This is a genomic window from Pseudomonas sp. IT-P294 (assembly GCF_949767865.1).
Classification (GTDB): Bacteria; Pseudomonadota; Gammaproteobacteria; order Pseudomonadales; family Pseudomonadaceae; genus Aquipseudomonas.
In genome coordinates this window covers 306181-324306 of the sequence record NZ_CATKQW010000044.1, presented here as the reverse complement: position 1 = coordinate 324306, position 18126 = coordinate 306181, and the positions used below count along the sequence as shown (strand labels likewise).

19 protein-coding genes are annotated in these 18126 nt (G+C 57.2%); 10 read left to right on the top strand and 9 right to left on the bottom strand.

The window, feature by feature from the left end; all coding sequences use genetic code 11:
* Positions 1–89: 89 nt before the first annotated feature.
* Entirely contained in the window at positions 90–269 is a 180-nt protein-coding gene (locus ACM6I0_RS24255) for a PA3496 family putative envelope integrity protein (RefSeq protein WP_007898493.1), read from the top strand.
* 90 nt (positions 270–359) lie between these two features.
* On the opposite strand, the gene ACM6I0_RS24250 is transcribed toward ACM6I0_RS24255, so the two are convergent.
* Entirely contained in the window at positions 360–986 is a 627-nt protein-coding gene (locus tag ACM6I0_RS24250) for a response regulator transcription factor (RefSeq protein WP_007943575.1), read from the bottom strand.
* Positions 987–1573: 587 nt separating this feature from the next.
* Here ACM6I0_RS24250 and ACM6I0_RS24245 point away from each other — a divergent pair.
* Positions 1574–2149: a hypothetical protein gene (locus tag ACM6I0_RS24245; protein WP_414923469.1), complete on the top strand. Its 576-nt coding sequence runs from the start codon at positions 1574–1576 to the stop codon at positions 2147–2149.
* Between the two features lie 181 nt (positions 2150–2330).
* On the opposite strand, the gene ACM6I0_RS24240 is transcribed toward ACM6I0_RS24245, so the two are convergent.
* A complete protein-coding gene (locus ACM6I0_RS24240) occupies positions 2331–3548 on the bottom strand; it encodes an argininosuccinate synthase (protein ID WP_007898502.1) in 1218 nt (405 codons plus the stop codon).
* A gap of 129 nt (positions 3549–3677) precedes the next feature.
* On the bottom strand, positions 3678–4586 hold the full coding sequence (locus ACM6I0_RS24235) for a flagellar protein MotY (protein WP_285429507.1): 909 nt from the start codon (positions 4584–4586) through the stop codon (positions 3678–3680).
* A gap of 158 nt (positions 4587–4744) precedes the next feature.
* On the opposite strand from ACM6I0_RS24235, the gene pyrC reads away from it, so the two are divergent.
* Together pyrC and rnt are read left to right on the top strand one after the other, a co-directional pair.
* On the top strand, positions 4745–5791 hold the full coding sequence (gene pyrC, locus ACM6I0_RS24230) for a dihydroorotase (protein WP_090180762.1): 1047 nt from the start codon (positions 4745–4747) through the stop codon (positions 5789–5791).
* Positions 5788–6465 (top strand): ribonuclease T, encoded by a 678-nt coding sequence (gene rnt / locus ACM6I0_RS24225; protein WP_285429506.1) that lies wholly within the window; start codon positions 5788–5790, stop codon positions 6463–6465. Before pyrC ends, rnt begins: the two co-directional genes overlap by 4 nt.
* Before the next feature lie 74 nt (positions 6466–6539).
* On the opposite strand, the gene ACM6I0_RS24220 is transcribed toward rnt, so the two are convergent.
* Positions 6540–7142 (bottom strand): peroxiredoxin, encoded by a 603-nt coding sequence (locus ACM6I0_RS24220; RefSeq protein ID WP_414923468.1) that lies wholly within the window; start codon positions 7140–7142, stop codon positions 6540–6542.
* A gap of 314 nt (positions 7143–7456) precedes the next feature.
* Here ACM6I0_RS24220 and ACM6I0_RS24215 point away from each other — a divergent pair, with 314 nt between their 5' ends.
* Complete coding sequence (locus tag ACM6I0_RS24215; protein ID WP_090180756.1) at positions 7457–7675, top strand: bacterioferritin-associated ferredoxin; 219 nt, start codon at positions 7457–7459, stop codon at positions 7673–7675.
* A 200-nt stretch (positions 7676–7875) separates the two neighbouring features.
* Positions 7876–8352, top strand: a complete 477-nt coding sequence (gene bfr, locus ACM6I0_RS24210) for a bacterioferritin (protein WP_090180704.1) — start codon at positions 7876–7878, stop codon at positions 8350–8352.
* 78 nt (positions 8353–8430) lie between these two features.
* Here bfr and grxD read toward each other — a convergent pair whose 3' ends face one another.
* From grxD to ACM6I0_RS24195, 3 genes are all read right to left on the bottom strand, one after another.
* Positions 8431–8772, bottom strand: a complete 342-nt coding sequence (gene grxD, locus ACM6I0_RS24205) for a Grx4 family monothiol glutaredoxin (RefSeq protein ID WP_090180701.1) — start codon at positions 8770–8772, stop codon at positions 8431–8433.
* 97 nt (positions 8773–8869) lie between these two features.
* Positions 8870–10978 (bottom strand): molybdopterin oxidoreductase family protein, encoded by a 2109-nt coding sequence (locus ACM6I0_RS24200; RefSeq protein ID WP_414923467.1) that lies wholly within the window; start codon positions 10976–10978, stop codon positions 8870–8872.
* A 134-nt stretch (positions 10979–11112) separates the two neighbouring features.
* Entirely contained in the window at positions 11113–11406 is a 294-nt protein-coding gene (locus ACM6I0_RS24195) for a hypothetical protein (protein WP_285429504.1), read from the bottom strand.
* Between the two features lie 404 nt (positions 11407–11810).
* Between ACM6I0_RS24195 and argF the strand changes: the two genes are divergently transcribed.
* Both argF and ACM6I0_RS24185 read left to right on the top strand, forming a co-directional pair.
* Positions 11811–12731 (top strand): ornithine carbamoyltransferase, encoded by a 921-nt coding sequence (gene argF / locus ACM6I0_RS24190; protein ID WP_222588257.1) that lies wholly within the window; start codon positions 11811–11813, stop codon positions 12729–12731.
* Positions 12728–13837, top strand: coding sequence for an ABC transporter ATP-binding protein (locus ACM6I0_RS24185; RefSeq protein ID WP_414923466.1), 1110 nt, complete (start codon positions 12728–12730; stop codon positions 13835–13837). The genes argF and ACM6I0_RS24185 overlap by 4 nt, the downstream gene beginning before the upstream one ends.
* 119 nt (positions 13838–13956) lie before the next feature.
* Here the strand turns inward: ACM6I0_RS24185 and ACM6I0_RS24180 are convergent, their stop codons facing one another.
* Together ACM6I0_RS24180 and ybaK are read right to left on the bottom strand one after the other, a co-directional pair.
* Positions 13957–14739: a PhzF family phenazine biosynthesis protein gene (locus ACM6I0_RS24180; protein WP_285429502.1), complete on the bottom strand. Its 783-nt coding sequence runs from the start codon at positions 14737–14739 to the stop codon at positions 13957–13959.
* A 90-nt stretch (positions 14740–14829) separates the two neighbouring features.
* Complete coding sequence (gene ybaK / locus ACM6I0_RS24175) at positions 14830–15300, bottom strand: Cys-tRNA(Pro) deacylase (protein WP_285429501.1); 471 nt, start codon at positions 15298–15300, stop codon at positions 14830–14832.
* Positions 15301–15672: 372 nt separating this feature from the next.
* Between ybaK and ACM6I0_RS24170 the strand changes: the two genes are divergently transcribed.
* Together ACM6I0_RS24170 and glpK are read left to right on the top strand one after the other, a co-directional pair.
* Positions 15673–16524 carry an MIP/aquaporin family protein gene (locus tag ACM6I0_RS24170; RefSeq protein WP_285429654.1) on the top strand — a complete coding sequence of 284 codons (852 nt, stop codon included), beginning with the start codon at positions 15673–15675 and terminating at the stop codon, positions 16522–16524.
* 75 nt (positions 16525–16599) lie between these two features.
* The gene (gene glpK, locus ACM6I0_RS24165) at positions 16600–18105 is read left to right on the top strand and encodes a glycerol kinase GlpK (protein WP_285429500.1); all 1506 of its coding nucleotides are present in this window, start codon (positions 16600–16602) and stop codon (positions 18103–18105) included.
* Positions 18106–18126: the final 21 nt, after the last annotated feature.

Here is an 18126-nt window from a genome sequence, read left to right as displayed (position 1 = left end):
TGATATACCGATTGAAAAAATCTTTTTTACCCGCCGGTCGATTGTCGATATAAGGAGCGCCAAAGGCAGTCTTAGCCTGGAGTTAACCTATGAGCACTGGCAAAGAGCAATTGGACGTAGAAGACGACTTCACACCCGTTGAGGCCGATGACGCTGAACCGGTGGTTGAAGTGGCAAAGACCAACCTGAGCAAACGCCGTACCATCGACAATCTGCTGGAGGAGCGCCGACTGCAAAAGCAATTGGCCGATTACGATTTTGACCTATAACACCTAAAAGCCTCCCGAAACGGAGGCTTTTTACTAAGTGCCGATCCTGCAGGCAGTCCCTTCATCGTGGTTCGTCAAACGCTGGCGTACTCATACCAGACCATTGCGTTGAGCCAATTCGATCAGATCGACCAGGGAGCGAGCATTGAGCTTCAACAACAGGCGGGTCTTGTAAGTACTGACCGTTTTGTTGCTGAGAAACATGCCATCAGCGATCTCCTTGTTGGTCTTTCCTCGAGCAAGCTGTTGCAACACCATCATCTCGCGCCCCGACAGACGATCCACCATGTCCGCCTCACTGGCATTGCCAAGACTTGAACGCACGGTGTGCAACGCCTGATTGGGGAAGTAACTGTAGCCAGACAGCACTGCCTTGATCGCACTGAGCAACTCAGTGAGATCCTGTTGTTTGCAAACATACCCGGCGGCCCCCGACTGCATGCAACGCATGGAAAAATGCCCGGGCGCCTGAGACGTCAGTATCAGCACTTTAAGAGGCATTGCCGTTGAGGTAAGACGCGCAATGACTTCCAATCCATCCAGTTTCGGTATTCCAATATCCAGAATGACAATATCCGGCATTAGCTCACGGGCAAGTTGTAACGCATCCACGCCATTATCTGTTTCTGCAATGACCTCGTAGCCATGTCGCTCCATTAGCATACGTACCGCAAGACGAATGACGGGGTGATCATCCACGATCAGCACTTTATTCATGGGCAAGTCCAATTTTCGCTGTTCGAATTTTTAGAGCCCGCACAATAGCCTAGTCGTTTCAGACATGGCATGCCGCCCCCCTCGGCCACCCACACCGAGAGACATTCCCTACAAAAAAGCAGGAGAAGTCTTACAAGATTCTTACGATTACTGTGTGTCTTAAATTTTATTGACCCGTGCACGTGTTACGTTTCAATTTTTTTTGTATCGATATACATCTGAAAACAAACGATCTGCCGAAGTCCATTTGTCACACGAAAGGCCCGGAATTGAGCTACGCTTGAAATCAACCCGCCCCCAAGACACCTGGGTTGAACGCAACTCCCCCATGTCTGCACGCGCGTTACTTTCAGTAAAAAAGCTCACACCAGCGCCACGCCGGAAACAAAAACAAACTCAACAATGACTAAAACAACTACCCACTCACACCTGATTTAACATGAACACAGCTACTATAACAACTTACTGAAAACCCCTATAACAAGGAGTTCCTACACACAACTAATAAACAACACAACACCAACTTATACCCCTTTAAAAAAACCTCTAAATCTTCGAGAAAAAGACATCATTCATGAGCATACGACATGATAAAACCCAAGAGAAAAATTACCAACCCCATGACAATCATTGCGATATTTGCAGCACTGTCTGAAACATCAGCAGCTGTCTCCCTTCCCTTCCTCGACAACAAGGAGCGAGAGATTTATATCTGGTTCCTTATCAGCTTCCCCTTTTATTTGCTCTTTCTGTTCTTTGCCACACTCAACTTCAATTACCGATCGCTTTATGCGCCCACTGACTTTGAGAAAGGAAAGCACTTCATAAAAGTCATGGGCAACGCTGATCGACCGCACAGCAGCACTTTCGAAGACCCTCCGGAACATTGGGTGAACCACTACCTGCGTTTGCCCATGCGGTCACAGGACCTGCACATCATTGATGCGCGGGTCATGTGCAGAAAAACGGAATTCAACCACCTGATGGAGAAGGTCCAGCAACAACAGGAAAAGCCTGAGCAACTGATCGTGTTTATCACCAGCGCCGACTCGGAGGCATTTTTGAAGGAAAACGCGCTCAAGCACTCGAAACAAACCCGAAAGCGTCATGCTTTCTGCATTGCTTACAATTTGAGTTCACGTGACGTGACGACGGTGGGCTGAGGATTTATTCCCACAGCAGCAGGCGATGCTCTGGAAGAGAATCGGGGAGAAACGCAGAAGGAGAGGTATGAGCAACAACGAATAGAACGATAAATCGCATGTCCGGGCAGAAAATCCCCCCCTTTCAGCAATGTGGCCTTGTCATCGACAAGGCCACATTTCTATTGCGACTTCAAAGGTCTCAGAACAGCTTCCGGCCTTTGTTTGCAGCAATGCGCATACGCAAGGCGTTGAGCTTGATGAAACCCGCCGCGTCGGCCTGGTTGTAGGCGCCGCCGTCTTCTTCGAAGGTCGCGATGTTGGCATCGAACAACGATTCGTCGGACTTGCGGCCGGTGACGATCACATTGCCCTTGTACAACTTCAGGCGCACAACGCCGTTCACGTGAGCCTGGGACGCATCGATCATCTGTTGCAGCATCAGACGCTCAGGGCTCCACCAGTAACCGGTGTAGATCAGGCTGGCGTATTTAGGCATCAGCTCGTCTTTGAGGTGAGCCACTTCACGGTCCAGGGTGATCGATTCGATCGCACGGTGAGCGCGCAGCATGATGGTGCCGCCAGGGGTTTCGTAGCAGCCACGGGACTTCATGCCCACGTAACGGTTCTCGACGATGTCGAGACGGCCGATACCGTGTTCGCCACCGATACGGTTCAGGGTCGCCAGCACGGTGGCCGGGGTCATTTCGACGCCGTCCAGTGCCACGATGTCGCCGTTGCGGTAGGTCAGTTCCAGGTACTGCGCCTTGTCTGGAGCCTTCTCCGGAGAGACGGTCCACTTCCACATGTCTTCTTCGTGCTCGGTCCAGGTGTCTTCCAGCACGCCGCCTTCATAGGAGATGTGCAGCAAGTTGGCATCCATCGAGTACGGGGATTTTTTCTTGCCGTGACGCTCGATCGGGATGTTGTGCTTTTCAGCGTAATCCATCAGCTTTTCACGGGACAGCAAGTCCCATTCGCGCCACGGAGCAATCACTTTTACGCCTGGCTTCAAGGCGTAGGCACCGAGTTCGAAACGAACCTGGTCGTTGCCTTTGCCGGTAGCGCCGTGGGAAATGGCGTCAGCGCCGGTTTCGTTGGCGATTTCGATCAGGCGTTTGGCGATCAACGGACGAGCGATGGAAGTACCCAGCAGGTACTCGCCTTCGTAAACGGTGTTGGCGCGGAACATCGGGAAAACGAAATCGCGCACGAACTCTTCGCGCAAGTCGTCGATGTAGATCTCTTTGACGCCCATGGCTTGTGCCTTGGCGCGTGCAGGTTCGACCTCTTCGCCCTGACCCAGGTCAGCGGTGAAGGTCACGACTTCACAGTTATAAGTATCCTGCAGCCACTTGAGGATCACCGAAGTGTCCAGGCCGCCGGAATACGCCAGAACGACCTTGTTTACGTCCGCCATGCCATCACTCCACGGGGTTCTACGGAAAGCCGTGAAGTCTACCGGTCATACGAAATAATTTACAGAGGCGCGACAGCTTATGACGACGAAGCGACAGATTATGTCGAGCGAGCGACGATTTCAGCGGGTTCAGGAGGTCGTGGCAGCGCTGCCGGGCGTCGCGACTTGAGGCGCCACTTTATCGGTCGGGGCCACCCGTTCCAGGCGCACCGCGACCCGGCGATTCTTCGCGCGGTTGGTGGCGCTGGTGTTTGGCGCCACAGGGTAACGCTCACCGTGGAAACGCAGGGTGATCTGCGATTCCTGAATGCCATTGGCCTTGAAAAAGTCCATCACCGCCAACGCCCGACGGCGTGACAACTCACGGTTGGTCAGGCGATTGCCGCTGTTGTCGGAGTGCCCGTCGAGCTCGATGTGATTGACCGTCGGATCGGCCTTCATGAACTCCAGCATCACCTGCAACTGGGCCTTGCCCCGCGCGTCGAGGTCAACACCTTCACCCGGGAACCCGATTTCGGACTGTTTGACCTGTTCGAAATTCTTCGGCAGCAATTTTGCGACGCAACCCTGGTAGTCGTTGAAGGCTTTGCTGAACTTGACCGGCAACAGGCGCACCTCAGACACACGACCGTCGCCGGAGGAATGCCGGATGACCGGACTGCGACCGTCCATCAATCCGCTGATCAGGCGTCCAGCCTGAACTTGCGAACTGTTGAACAGCACATTGCCACTGCCGATTTGCACCGACCCCAGGTTGATGTCGCCACGTCCCGGTTGCCACGGTGCAGCCGCTGCCAGAAGGGTCGCTGAACCGCCGCCGATCATCGCGTTGTAGGATTTGAGACGAAACGTCGCCTGCTCGCCAGCACGGCGCACGAACTCACCCGACCCGAAATCGGTGATCGGCTGACTCAGGCGGCATTCGAACTTGTCACCTTCGACCGTCCATTCGATGCTCTCCAGACGCGTCTGGAAAGTGAGCGCCATTGCAGGAAGGCTGGCAAACACACTGAGCAAGGCTAAATAACGCTGGCGCACGGGAGGCTCCACTGGCTTCTACAACAAAAAGACCGACACACGCATGTTTACGGCGTACTACTGGATATCGGAAGCTTCCTTCAAAACTTGATAGCGAGTGCCTGGAAGAGTCTTTTCCGGTAGCATTCCCCTCAGTTTGACCCGCCTGGAATCCCCTCATGTCCGACCGCCTGACCCTGCTGCGTCCCGACGACTGGCATATCCATCTTCGCGATGGTGCCGTGTTGACCAATACCGTTGCCGATGTTGCGCGCACCTTTGGTCGCGCCATCATCATGCCCAACCTGGTACCTCCGGTGCGTAACGCCGCTGAAGCCGATGGCTATCGACAGCGGATTCTCGCTGCACGCCCGGCTGGCAGTCGCTTCGAACCGTTGATGGTGCTGTACCTGACCGACCGTACCCAACCCGAAGAAATTCGCGAGGCCAAGGCCAGCGGTTTCGTTTACGCCGCCAAGCTGTACCCGGCCGGCGCGACCACCAATTCGGACTCTGGCGTCACCAGTATCGACAAGATCTTCCCTGCACTCGAGGCCATGGCCGAGGTCGGGATGCCCTTGCTGATTCACGGCGAAGTCACCCGTAGCGATGTCGACGTGTTCGATCGCGAAAAGCTTTTCATCGATGAGCACATGCGTCGTGTGGTCGAGCGTTTCCCGACGCTCAAAGTGGTGTTCGAACACATCACCACCGCTGACGCCGTGCAGTTCGTCAACGAGGCTTCGGCCAACGTTGGCGCAACCATCACCGCCCATCACCTGCTGTACAACCGCAACCACATGTTGGTGGGCGGGATTCGGCCGCACTTCTATTGCCTGCCGATCCTCAAGCGCAATACCCACCAGGAAGCCCTGCTCGATGCCGCCACCAGCGGCAGCGACAAGTTCTTCCTCGGCACCGACTCGGCGCCTCATGCCCAGCATGCCAAGGAAGCGGCCTGCGGCTGCGCCGGTTGCTACACGGCTTATGCCGCCATCGAGATGTACGCCGAAGCCTTCGAACAGCGCAACGCGCTGGACAAGCTCGAAGCGTTCGCCAGCCTCAACGGCCCGCGTTTCTACGGCCTGCCGGTGAACACCGATCGCATTACCTTGGTCCGCGATGAGTGGACCGCCCCAACCAGCCTGCCTTTCGGCGAGCTGACTGTCATCCCGCTGCGCGCCGGTGAAAAACTGCGCTGGCGCCTGCTGGAGGAACACGCGTGAGTGAAGACCATTTCGACGACGAACAGGACGGTCAAGGCGGTGGAGGCGGTCCTCGTCATCCAATGGCTGCCAGATTCCGTGGTTACCTGCCGGTTGTCGTCGACGTAGAAACCGGTGGCTTCAACTCGGCCACCGATGCCCTGCTGGAAATTGCTGCAACCACCATCGCCATGGACGAAAAAGGCTTTGTGTACCCCGATCACACCTATTTCTTTCGTGTAGAGCCTTTTGAAGGCGCCAACATCGAAGCGGCCGCGCTGGAATTCACCGGGATCAAACTCGATCACCCGCTGCGCATGGCCGTGAGCGAAGAAGCCGCATTGACCGATATCTTTCGAGGTATCCGCAAGGCCCTGAAAGCCAACGGCTGCAAACGGGCGATTCTGGTCGGGCACAACAGCAGCTTCGATCTGGGTTTCCTGAATGCCGCGGTCACGCGCCTGGACATGAAACGTAACCCGTTCCATCCGTTCTCCAGTTTCGATACCGCGACCCTTGCCGGTCTGGCTTACGGTCAAACCGTGCTGGCCAAGGCCTGTCAGGCTGCCGACATCGATTTCGACGGTCGTGAGGCTCACTCGGCTCGCTACGACACCGAAAAGACGGCCGAGCTGTTCTGCGGCATCGTCAATCGCTGGAAGCAAATGGGCGGCTGGGAAGACTTCAACGACTGATCCTGTCGCTGAATAATCCCGCGCATAAAAAAACCGGCCACTGAGGCCGGTTTTTTTATGCCTGACGCTTGGGCTTACAGCGCCGCAGCGTGCTCGGTCAGGTAAGCAGCAACGCCTTCTGGCGAAGCGTTCATGCCCTTGTCGCCTTTTTTCCAGTTGGCAGGGCAAACTTCGCCGTGCTCTTCGTGGAATTGCAGAGCGTCGACCAGACGAATCAGCTCTTCCATGTTACGGCCCAGCGGCAGGTCGTTGATGATCTGCGAGCGGACAACGCCTTTGTCGTCGATCAGGAACGCACCACGGAAAGCTACGCCGTCAGAGGACTGCACGTCGTAAGCCTTCATGATTTCCTGCTTGATGTCAGCAGCCATGGTGTAGCGAACCTGGCCGATACCGCCATTGTTCACCGGGGTGTTGCGCCAGGCGTTGTGGGTGAAGTGCGAGTCGATCGAAACGGCGACCACTTCAACGTTACGTGCCTTGAAGTCAGCCATGCGGTTGTCCAAAGCGATCAGCTCGGACGGGCAAACGAAGGTGAAGTCCAGTGGGTAGAAGAACACCAGGCCGTATTTGCCTTTGATGGCCGAGGACAGGGTAAAGCTGTCTACGATTTCGCCATTGCCCAGTACAGCCGGCACGGTGAAGTCAGGGGCTTGTTTGCCTACGAGTACGCTCATTGAATATCTCCTGGTCTATTAACGTGAAGAACTGGGTTCGCGTCAGCCTGCCACCCTCAGGCGACAGCCCTGTGACACGACCCCCTTCGCAAGGACCGACCATCATACACGGCGTATTTGAGCTGTCCTTAACGGTTTTTCAACGCGACGGAAAAATTGCCGCTTGCCTGGATACTGGCCGATGGCCTTATTGGAAACCGTTCGTCAGTGATGCGGATTTATAACGCGAAGCTTTCAGAAAGCACTTTGACAATCATTCTCGTTAACATTAAGATCCATCGCAATTGAGTCTCAACCAGCGACGGTTTTCACTTATGTATGTTTGCCTCTGCACTGGCGTCACCGACGGTCAAATCCGCGATGCAATCTATGAAGGTTGCTGCAGCTACAAGGAAGTCCGTAACGCCACCGGCGTCGCCAGCCAATGCGGCAAATGCGCCTGCCTTGCCAAGGAAGTCGTTCGCGAAACGCTGGGCAAACTGCAATCGGCACAGGCCGCGATTCCTTATCCTGTAGAATTTACCGCCGCCTGATACCCCGAATTTCAATGAACCGGACTTGATGTCCGGTTTTTTTATGGCTGCAAATCAATCGCTTACGCGCAAGACGCGGAACACAAACATTCTTATTCCGATTAATTTTCATATAAGTTTCAATTACTTAGGTTTGACACCCTTAGTTGCGCGGCTCAAACTCCGGCTTATAGACAGCTAATAAAGGGCAGGACCCCATCATGAAAGGCGACATTACAGTCATCCAGCATCTCAACAAGATCCTTGCCAATGAACTGGTCGCGATCAATCAATACTTCCTGCATGCACGCATGTATGAAGATTGGGGCTTGAACAAACTCGGCAAGCACGAGTACCACGAATCCATCGATGAGATGAAGCACGCGGACAAGCTGATCAAGCGCATCCTGTTCCTCGAGGGCCTGCCGAACGTTCAGGACCTTGGCAAGCTGCAGATCGGTGAACACACCCAGGAAATGCTTGAGTGCGACCTGCGCATCGAACGCACCGGCCATGCCGACCTTAAAGTCGCTATCGCTCATTGCGAAACCGTTGGCGACTACGGTAGCCGCGAACTGCTCGAAGACATTCTGGAATCTGAAGAAGAACATATCGACTGGCTGGAAACCCAACTGGGCCTGATCGATAAAGTCGGTCTTGAGAACTACCTGCAATCGCAGATGGGCGAAGACGAGTAAGTTTGCACCCGCTGAAATCGAGACAATAAAAAGCCCCGCGCTCTTTTAAAGAGGCGGGGCTTTTTTAATGACCGGGGTTCAGGCTTCGGTCTTGCCAGCAGCTGCTTTTTCAACAGCGGCCTTGATCGTGCTCTGCAACGAACCGTCAGCAGCCATCTCAGTCATGATGTCGCTACCGCCAACCAGCTCACCACCGACCCACAATTGCGGGAAGGTTGGCCAGTTGGCATATTTTGGCAGGTTCGCGCGGATTTCCGGGTTCTGCAGGATGTCCACGTACGCAAACTTTTCACCACATGCCATCACGGCCTGCGCGGCTTTCGCGGAGAAGCCGCACTGCGGGGCATTCGGCGAACCTTTCATGTAAAGCAGAATGGTGTTGTTAGCAATCTGCTCTTTAATCGTTTCGATGATATCCATGGAGCACCTCGGCTGAACTTTCCGACTCATAGGTCGGCACGGTGGCGCATTGTAACGGAAACCCGAGCGCCATGCTCGGTCTCCCCGACAGACTCAATCAAGCCGCCACCACGGTCACCGGAACGCCGTTCAACGCCGCATTTCCCGACAACTCATCGAGCTGACACTCGTCGGTCAGGTCGTTGGCGCTGGAACCCGGCTGGCTGCTGGCGATCGTCATTTGCACGCCCGGGCGCGCATGCCCCCAACCGTGAGGAAGACTGACCACGCCTTTCATCATATCCAGGCTGGCGAGCACTTCAACTTCGATCACGCCGACCCGCGAACTGACCCGTACGCGCTGTCCGTCGCCGAGTCCGCGACTGCTCAGATCATCCGGGTGCATCAACAATTGATGGCGCGGCTTGCCCTTCACCAAGCGGTGATAGTTGTGCATCCAGGAATTGTTGCTGCGCACATGCCGGCGGCCAATCATCAGCAATTCGTCGGCGGCCGGTGCTTGCAGCGCGGCGAAACGGGCCAGGTCGGCGAGAATAACGGCAGGCGCTGCCTGGACCCGCTGGTTGGCGGTTTTCAGACGCGGCGCCAGGTTGGACTTGAGCGCACCCAGATCGACGCCATGCGGGTGATCGAACAGCGTCGCCAACGAAAGCTTGTGTGGCGAGGCATCGCCATAAAGCCCCATCCGCAAGCCATGATCAATCATCTGCGCGGGAGCAATGGTCGGTTTCAATTCCTTGCCGGTCTTCGCCGCGAACGCCTTGGCCAGGCCGACGAAGATTTCCCAGTCATGCAACGCGCCTTCGGGTTTGGCCAGGATCGCCCGGTTGAAGCGCGTCACGTTGCGCACCGCGAACAGGTTGAACGTGGTGTCGTAGTGATCGTTTTCCAGCGCCGAGGTCGACGGCAGGATCAGGTCGGCGTAGCGCGTGGTTTCATTGATGTAGAGGTCAACGCTGACCATGAACTCCAGCCCGTCCAGCGCCTGTTCCAATTGCCGGCCATTGGGCGTGGACAGGACAGGATTGCCGGCCACGGTGATCAGCGCACGAACCTGCCCTTCTCCGCCGGTGAGCATCTCTTCGGCCAACGCCGAGACCGGCAACTCGCCGCTGTATTCCGGACGCCCGGACACACGGCTCTGCCATCGATTGAAATGCCCGCCCGACGTCGAAGCCACCAGATCCACCGCCGGCTCTGTACACAGTGCACCACCGACGCGGTCGAGGTTGCCGGTGACGAGATTGATCAGTTGCACCAGCCAATGGCACAGCGTGCCGAAGGCCTGGGTCGAAACTCCCATGCGGCCATAACAGACCGCTGTCGGCGCCGCCGCGAAATCCCGCGCCAGTTGGCGGATCTGCTCCGCCGGCACTGCGCACAGGGGGCTCATGGTTTCGGCGGTGAACGTTGCAATCGCCTCGCGCACTTCATCCAGGCCGTCCACCGGCAGATGACTGTCGCGGGCCAGGCCTTCGGTGAACAACGTGTTGAGCAAGCCGAACAACAACGCCGCATCGCCACCGGGGCGCACAAACACGTGCTGGTCGGCAATCGCCGCCGTTTCGCTGCGGCGCGGATCGACCACCACCACTTTACCGCCCCGGGCCTGAATCGCCTTCAGGCGCTTTTCCACATCTGGCACGGTCATGATGCTGCCGTTTGACGCGAGCGGGTTGCCGCCCAGAATCAGCATGAAATCGGTGTGATCGATGTCCGGGATCGGCAACAGCAAACCGTGGCCGTACATCAAATGACTGGTCAGGTGATGAGGCAACTGATCGACCGAGGTCGCGGAAAACCGGTTGCGGGTTTTCAGCAGTCCCAGGAAGTAATTGCTGTGGGTCATCAACCCATAGTTGTGCACGCTGGGGTTGCCTTGATAGACCGCAACCGCGTTCTGCCCGTGACGCTCCTGAATCGCGCAGAGGCGTTCAGCAACCAGGTTGAACGCGTCTTCCCACTCGATAGGCTGCCATTCACTGCCGACCCGCAGCATCGGCTGGCGCAGGCGATCCGGATCATTCTGAATGTCTTGCAGGGCAACCGCTTTGGGGCAGATGTGCCCGCGGCTGAACGTATCCAGCGAATCGCCTTTGATCGAGGTGATCTGCACGCCGTTGCCGTCGATTTCGGACGTCTCGATGGTCAGGCCGCAGATGGCTTCACACAGGTGGCAGGCACGGTGATGGAGAGTCTTGGTCATGGCCAGTCTCTGTTTTGTTCTGGGCGGGCAATGTCGGCCGCGGGAACAAAACTATGGCGCCTGCCCCGCGCCTGCGCCAGCGACGTTCGTCTCGTGAATTGCTGACTATCAGGCCAGCCGATGGCCGCGCACGATCAGTTCGGCGGCAACCCGGGGGGCGGCGCCTGCAACTGGATCTCCTGAATGGTTTCGATCTGTTCCTGTGCGATATGCACGCCCGTGAGCTCACCGATCAGTCGCCAATGCTCGTCGAGCCCGGTGCTGATAGTTGCCATGCGGTCGATCATCCGTCGACCGGCAGCCTTGGTCACATCGTCGTCACTGCGCATCAATTCGAAGGACATCGACGTCATGGAGGCGGTGAGGTGAGTCAGTGAGCGGGCCGTGAGGCTCAGTAGATCCATTAACAACTGTTCTTTTGATTCCATTCCGATGCTTCCTGCGTCGCTCGTGACTTAGTTATAACCCAGCACCTTGCATTAGCAAATGTTTCAGACTGAACACATGTCTTGGCGGCGAGCGAATGCCAGGTCAAAAACCGACCGAGAAGACGCCATCCCCGCCCCACTTGATTGCCAAGCCCGTCGAGCCCGGTGTACAAATGACGGGCTGCTGTCTGGAAACCGGCTTCAAATGCGCTACTGCGGTCACCCCGTAGCCCCTCTGAAATCCCCGAACACCGTAGCCTATTGGAAAAACGCGACATTTAATGTCAAGATCGCGCCTTCCCCTATTTCGTCGCCCCGTGCGGCTTACGCCGCAGGTCTCGCCCGTTTTTTTAGTTAAACAAGGCTTTGAGTATCTGCGGTCTGTTGCAAAAAGGTAGTCAATGATGAGCGCAAGGCACTTTCTCTCCCTGATGGATTGCACGCCCGAAGAGCTGGTCAGCGTGATCCGTCGAGGCGTTGAGCTCAAGGACCTGCGTAACCGCGGCGTACTGTTCGAGCCTCTGAAAAACCGCGTCCTGGGGATGATTTTCGAAAAATCCTCGACCCGCACCCGTATTTCCTTCGAAGCGGGCATGATCCAGCTCGGTGGCCAGGCTATCTTCCTGTCGCCGCGCGACACCCAGTTGGGCCGTGGCGAGCCGATCGGTGACGCCGCCATTGTCATGTCGAGCATGCTCGATGCGGTGATGATCCGCACGTTTTCCCATAGCACACTGACCGAATTCGCCGCCAATTCGCGCGTCCCGCTGATCAACGGCCTGTCCGATGACCTGCATCCGTGCCAGTTGCTGGCCGACATGCAGACGTTCCTCGAGCACCGTGGTTCGATCCAGGGCAAGACCGTGGCCTGGATCGGCGATGGCAACAACATGTGCAACAGCTATATAGAAGCGGCGATCCAGTTCGACTTCCAATTGCGCGTTGCCTGCCCTGAAGGTTTTGAACCCAATGCGCAATTCCTGGCCAAGGCCGGCGATCGCGTGACCATCGTCCGCGATCCGCAGGATGCCGTGCGCGGCGCCCACCTGGTGAGCACTGACGTCTGGACCTCCATGGGCCAGGAAGAAGAAACCGCCAAACGCCTGAAGCTGTTCGCGCCGTACCAGGTCACCCGCGCCCTGCTCGACCTGGCCGCCGAAGACGTGCTGTTCATGCACTGCCTGCCGGCTCACCGTGGCGAGGAAATCAGCCTCGACCTGCTCGACGACAAACGCTCGGTCGCCTGGGATCAAGCAGAAAACCGTCTTCATGCACAAAAGGCCCTGCTCGAGTTTCTCGTCCCGCCTTCGTACCATCACGCATGAGCCATCCATTACTGCTCAATCTGCGCAACCTCGCCTGCGGCTATCAAGAGCAGCGGGTTGTGCAGAACCTCAACCTGCATTTGAATGCCGGCGATATCGGTTGTCTGCTCGGTTCCTCGGGCTGCGGCAAGACCACCACACTGCGGGCGATTGCCGGTTTCGAACCGGTGCACGAAGGTGAAATCACCTTGGCGGGCGAGACCCTGTCCAAACCCGGTTTCACCCTTGCCCCGGAGAAACGCCGGATTGGCATGGTGTTTCAGGACTACGCGCTGTTTCCGCATTTGAGTGTCGCCGAGAACATCGCCTTCGGGATCCGCAAGCATCCGCAAAAGGAGCGTGTCACTGAAGAATTGCTGGAACTGGTCAACCTGAAAAACCTTGGCAAGCGCTTTCCGCACGAGTTGTCCGGCGGTCAGCAGCAGCGTGTCGCATTGGCCCGCGCACTGGCGCCTGAACCGCAATTGCTGCTGCTCGACGAACCCTTCTCCAACCTCGATGGCGAACTGCGACGCAAGCTCAGCCATGAGGTGCGTGACATTCTCAAGGCCCGTGGCACCAGTGCGATTCTGGTGACCCACGATCAGGAAGAAGCCTTCGCGGTCAGCGATCATGTCGGGGTTTTCAAGGAAGGTCGCCTGGAACAATGGGACACGCCCTACAACCTGTATCACGAACCGCTGACACCCTATGTGGCGAGTTTCATTGGCCAGGGTTATTTCATCCGCGGCCAGTTGAGCAGCCCGGAGTCGGTGCAGACCGAACTGGGTGAGTTGCGCGGCAACCGAGCCTACACGTGGCCGGTAGGCGGTGCAGTGGACGTATTGCTGCGCCCGGACGATATCGTTTATGCGCCGGACAGCGCATTGAAGGCGCGGATTGTCGGCAAGTCGTTCCAGGGCGCATCCACGCTCTATCGTTTGCAGCTGCCAACCGGCGCGCAATTGGAGTCGATTTTCCCCAGCCACGCCGATCATCTGGTCGGGGCAGAAGTGGGCATTCGTGTCGCGGCTGAACATCTGGTGTTGTTCCAGGCGTCCGGCAGCACGGCCGCGCAGATTCCGGCGACCGAATCCGGCGTGCGCCGCTACAGCACCGCCAGCTGATACACACGGACAAAAAATGTGGGAGCGAGCCTGCTCGCGATGACGGTGTATCAGTCAACATCATCGTTAACTGACACGCAGCCATCGCGAGCAGGCTCACTCCCACATTTGTCTTGTGGTCAACCGAGAATGAGCGTTCCGCTCGCAACCAGCGTTGCCTGCCCGCCAATCTTCACTCGATCCCCTTCCAGCCGACAGAACAGCTCCCCGCCTCGCTTCGAGCACTGGTAGGCGGTGAGATTCGTCTTGCCCAACCGCTTCGACCAGTACGGAATCAGACTGCAATGGGTCGAACCGGTCACCGGGTCTTCGTTGATGCCGATCGCCGGAGCAAAGTAGCGGGACACGAAATCATGCCGACTGCCCTTGGCAGTGACGATGGCGCCCGGCCACGGCAGCTTGGCCAGCGCGACCATGTCAGGCTGACAATCGAGCACAGCTTGCTCGGACTCCAGCACCACGAACAATTCATTGGAACCCAACACATCGACCACTTCGACGCCCAAGGCGCGCTCGACATCCAGGGTCACACCCACTTCTGACGGCACAATGGCCGGGAAATCCAGCCACAAGCGCCCGCCCTCACGACTCACACTCAACGGACCGGACTTGCACATGAAGTCCAGACGTTCGACCGGTTCGTTGTAGATCTCAAACAAAACATAAGCGCTCGCCAGGGTCGCATGACCGCATAGCGGCACTTCGGTGGCCGGCGTGAACCAGCGGATGTGCCAGCCCTGCCCTTCGCGCACCACGAAGGCAGTCTCGGCGAGATTGTGCTCAGCGGCGATCTTCTGCATCAACTCATCGGCGAGCCAGGCTTCGAGCCGATAGACCATCGCCGGGTTGCCACTAAATGGCCGATCGCTGAACGCGTCGACCTGATGAAACGCTAGCTGCATGACTTTCTCCTTATGTCCGGCCACCGAGGATGTCGTTGCCTGACCATTCGTACCAGTGACAGAGCGGGCAATTTTTCGTCATTCAGCGGCTCAGGCTCGGCCAATGTCGGCGAATTTCGCTTGGGTATGTTCAGCCAGCACCGCTGGCGCCAACTCGACTTCCAGCCCGCGTCGACCGGCGCTGACAAAAATGCTGGCGAAGGGCTGCGCCGAGTTGTCGATGAAGGTGCGCAGGCGCTTTTTCTGTCCCAGCGGACTGATGCCGCCCAACAGGTAACCCGTCGCGCGTTGTGCCGCGGCAGGATCAGCCATTTCAGCTTTTTTCACACCGGCCGCATGAGCCAGGTGCTTGAGATCCAGACTTCCGACGACCGGCACCACGGCCACCAGCAATTCACCTTTTTCACTGGCGGCCAACAAGGTCTTGAACACCCGTGCCGGGTCCAATCCCAGTTTTTCCGCGGCCTCCAGTCCATAGGACGCAGCCTTCGGATCATGTTCGTAACTGTGCACGCGATGTTCGGCTCGAACTTTTTTCAACAAATCCAATGCGGGGGTCATGACAACTCCAGACGGGGGCGGCTGTAGAAAAATACTGCGCTGAATTCTAGGCCATCGCTCAGTAAAAGGCTCTATTGCGGCACTCATTCATAGGCCTGGCCACATGATTTGCCGTTCATCCACGCTCAGTCCACCGCGTGAACGTTGCGATCATTCACGTGACTAATAGTTGAAATGTGACCGATGGTTCACTTTCGACCTTTGACAGCAGCGTTTCTTGTCTATATTTTTTCGTTTCTGAATACAGCACGAAATGTCTTACAGCAGCACCCGCAGCAGGCCGAGAACAGGATGGGGATTCTGCCTCGGAGGAAAACGCGCTTTGGCCATGATGAAAGAAGCGCCAGACAACAACAAAAAACGAGGTTTTCAATGACTACTGCTTTACAACAACCGTCGCTCTCCAGCCAATGCACGGCCGAGTTTCTGGGCACTGCGCTGCTGATCTTTTTCGGCACTGGTTGTGTTGCCGCGCTTAAGGTCGCTGGCGCCAGCTTTGGCTTATGGGAAATCAGCATCATCTGGGGCGTCGGCGTGAGCATGGCGATTTACCTGACTGCCGGCGTTTCCGGCGCTCACCTCAATCCAGCTGTCAGCATCGCGTTGAGCATTTTTGCCGATTTCGAAAAGCGCAAACTGCCGTTCTACATCCTCTCCCAGATTGCCGGCGCGTTCTGCGGGGCCTTTTTGGTCTATACGCTGTACAGCAACCTCTTCTTCGATTTCGAACAAACTCACCATATGGTTCGTGGCACCCAGGCCAGTCTTGAATTAGCGTCGGTGTTTTCCACCTTCCCTAACCCGGCCCTGTCCACGGCGCAGGCGTTCCTGGTCGAGGTGATCATCACGGCGATCCTGATGGGCGTGATCATGTCCCTGACCGATGACAACAACGGTCTGCCAAAGGGCCCTCTGGCACCACTGCTGATCGGTCTGCTGATCGCAGTGATCGGCAGTTCGATGGGCCCGCTGACCGGTTTCGCCATGAACCCGGCACGGGATTTTGGTCCCAAGCTGATGACTTTCTTTACAGGCTGGGGTGAAATTTCCCTCACTGGCGGCCGCGATATTCCGTATTTCCTGATTCCGATTTTTGCACCGATTGTCGGTGCCTGCCTCGGCGCTGCCGCCTATCGCGGGCTGATTGCCCGTCATCTGCCCGGCGCCATCCCTGCTACAACGGACGCAACACCGGCCATTGACGGCAAACCAAGAACTTCTTGATACCGTAGGCGCGTGATCCTGCCCAATTGATTGCGCGCCTGATCCCTCTCCCTTTTTTCGTCCAAGGCAATCGACATGACCGACACTCAGAATAAGAACTACATCATTGCCCTCGATCAGGGTACGACCAGTTCCCGCGCGATCATTTTCGACCGCGACGCGAACGTGGTCTGCACCGCCCAACGTGAATTCGTACAGCACTATCCGCAAGCCGGCTGGGTTGAACACGACCCGATGGAAATCTTCGCTACCCAAAGCGCCGTGATGGTCGAGGCCCTGGCTCAAGCCGGCCTGCATCACGATCAGGTCGCCGCCATCGGCATCACCAACCAGCGCGAAACCACCGTGGTCTGGGACAAGACCACTGGCCGCCCGATCTATAACGCGATCGTCTGGCAGTGCCGCCGCAGCACCGAGATCTGCCAGCAGCTCAAGCGTGACGGCCACGAGCAATACATCAGCGACACCACAGGCCTGGTCACCGACCCGTACTTCTCCGGCACCAAGCTCAAGTGGATCCTCGACAATGTCGAAGGCAGCCGCGAGCGTGCGCGCAATGGCGAATTGCTGTTCGGCACCGTCGACAGCTGGCTGATCTGGAAATTTACCGGCGGCAAGGTGCACGTTACCGACTACACCAACGCCTCGCGCACCATGCTCTTCAACATCCACACCCTGGAGTGGGACGCGAAGATGCTGGAGGTGCTGGATATTCCGCGCGAAATGCTGCCGGAAGTTAAATCCTCTTCCGAAATCTATGGCCACACCAAAAGCGGGATTGCCATCGGCGGTATCGCTGGCGACCAGCAGGCTGCCCTGTTCGGCCAGATGTGCGTCGAGCCCGGCCAGGCGAAAAACACCTACGGCACCGGTTGCTTCCTGCTGATGAACACCGGCGACAAGGCTGTGAAATCCAAGCACGGCATGCTGACCACCATCGCTTGCGGCCCACGTGGCGAAGTGGCTTACGCGCTCGAAGGCGCCGTGTTCAACGGTGGTTCGACCGTGCAGTGGCTGCGCGATGAACTGAAAATCATCAACGATGCCCACGACACCGAATACTTCGCCAACAAGGTCAAGGACAGCAACGGCGTTTACCTCGTGCCGGCCTTTACCGGTCTGGGCGCGCCGTACTGGGACCCGTATGCACGCGGCGCCTTGTTCGGCCTGACCCGCGGTGTACGCGTGGATCACATCATTCGTGCAGCGCTGGAATCGATCGCCTACCAGACCCGCGACGTGCTGGACGCCATGCAACAGGATTCCGGCGAACGCCTGAAATCCCTGCGCGTGGACGGCGGCGCGGTAGCGAACAACTTCCTGATGCAGTTCCAGGCCGACATCCTCGGCACACAAGTCGAACGTCCGCAAATGCGCGAGACCACGGCACTGGGCGCTGCTTACCTGGCCGGCCTGGCGTGTGGCTTCTGGGGCAGCCTGGACGAGTTGCGCGGCAAGGCGGTCATCGAGCGCGAATTCGAACCGAACCTGGACGAAACCGCCAAAGAAAAACTCTACGCCGGCTGGAAAAAAGCCGTCAGCCGCACCCGTGACTGGGAACCGCATGAGGGCGCTGAATAAGCCAAGCTGAGGACTCGTATC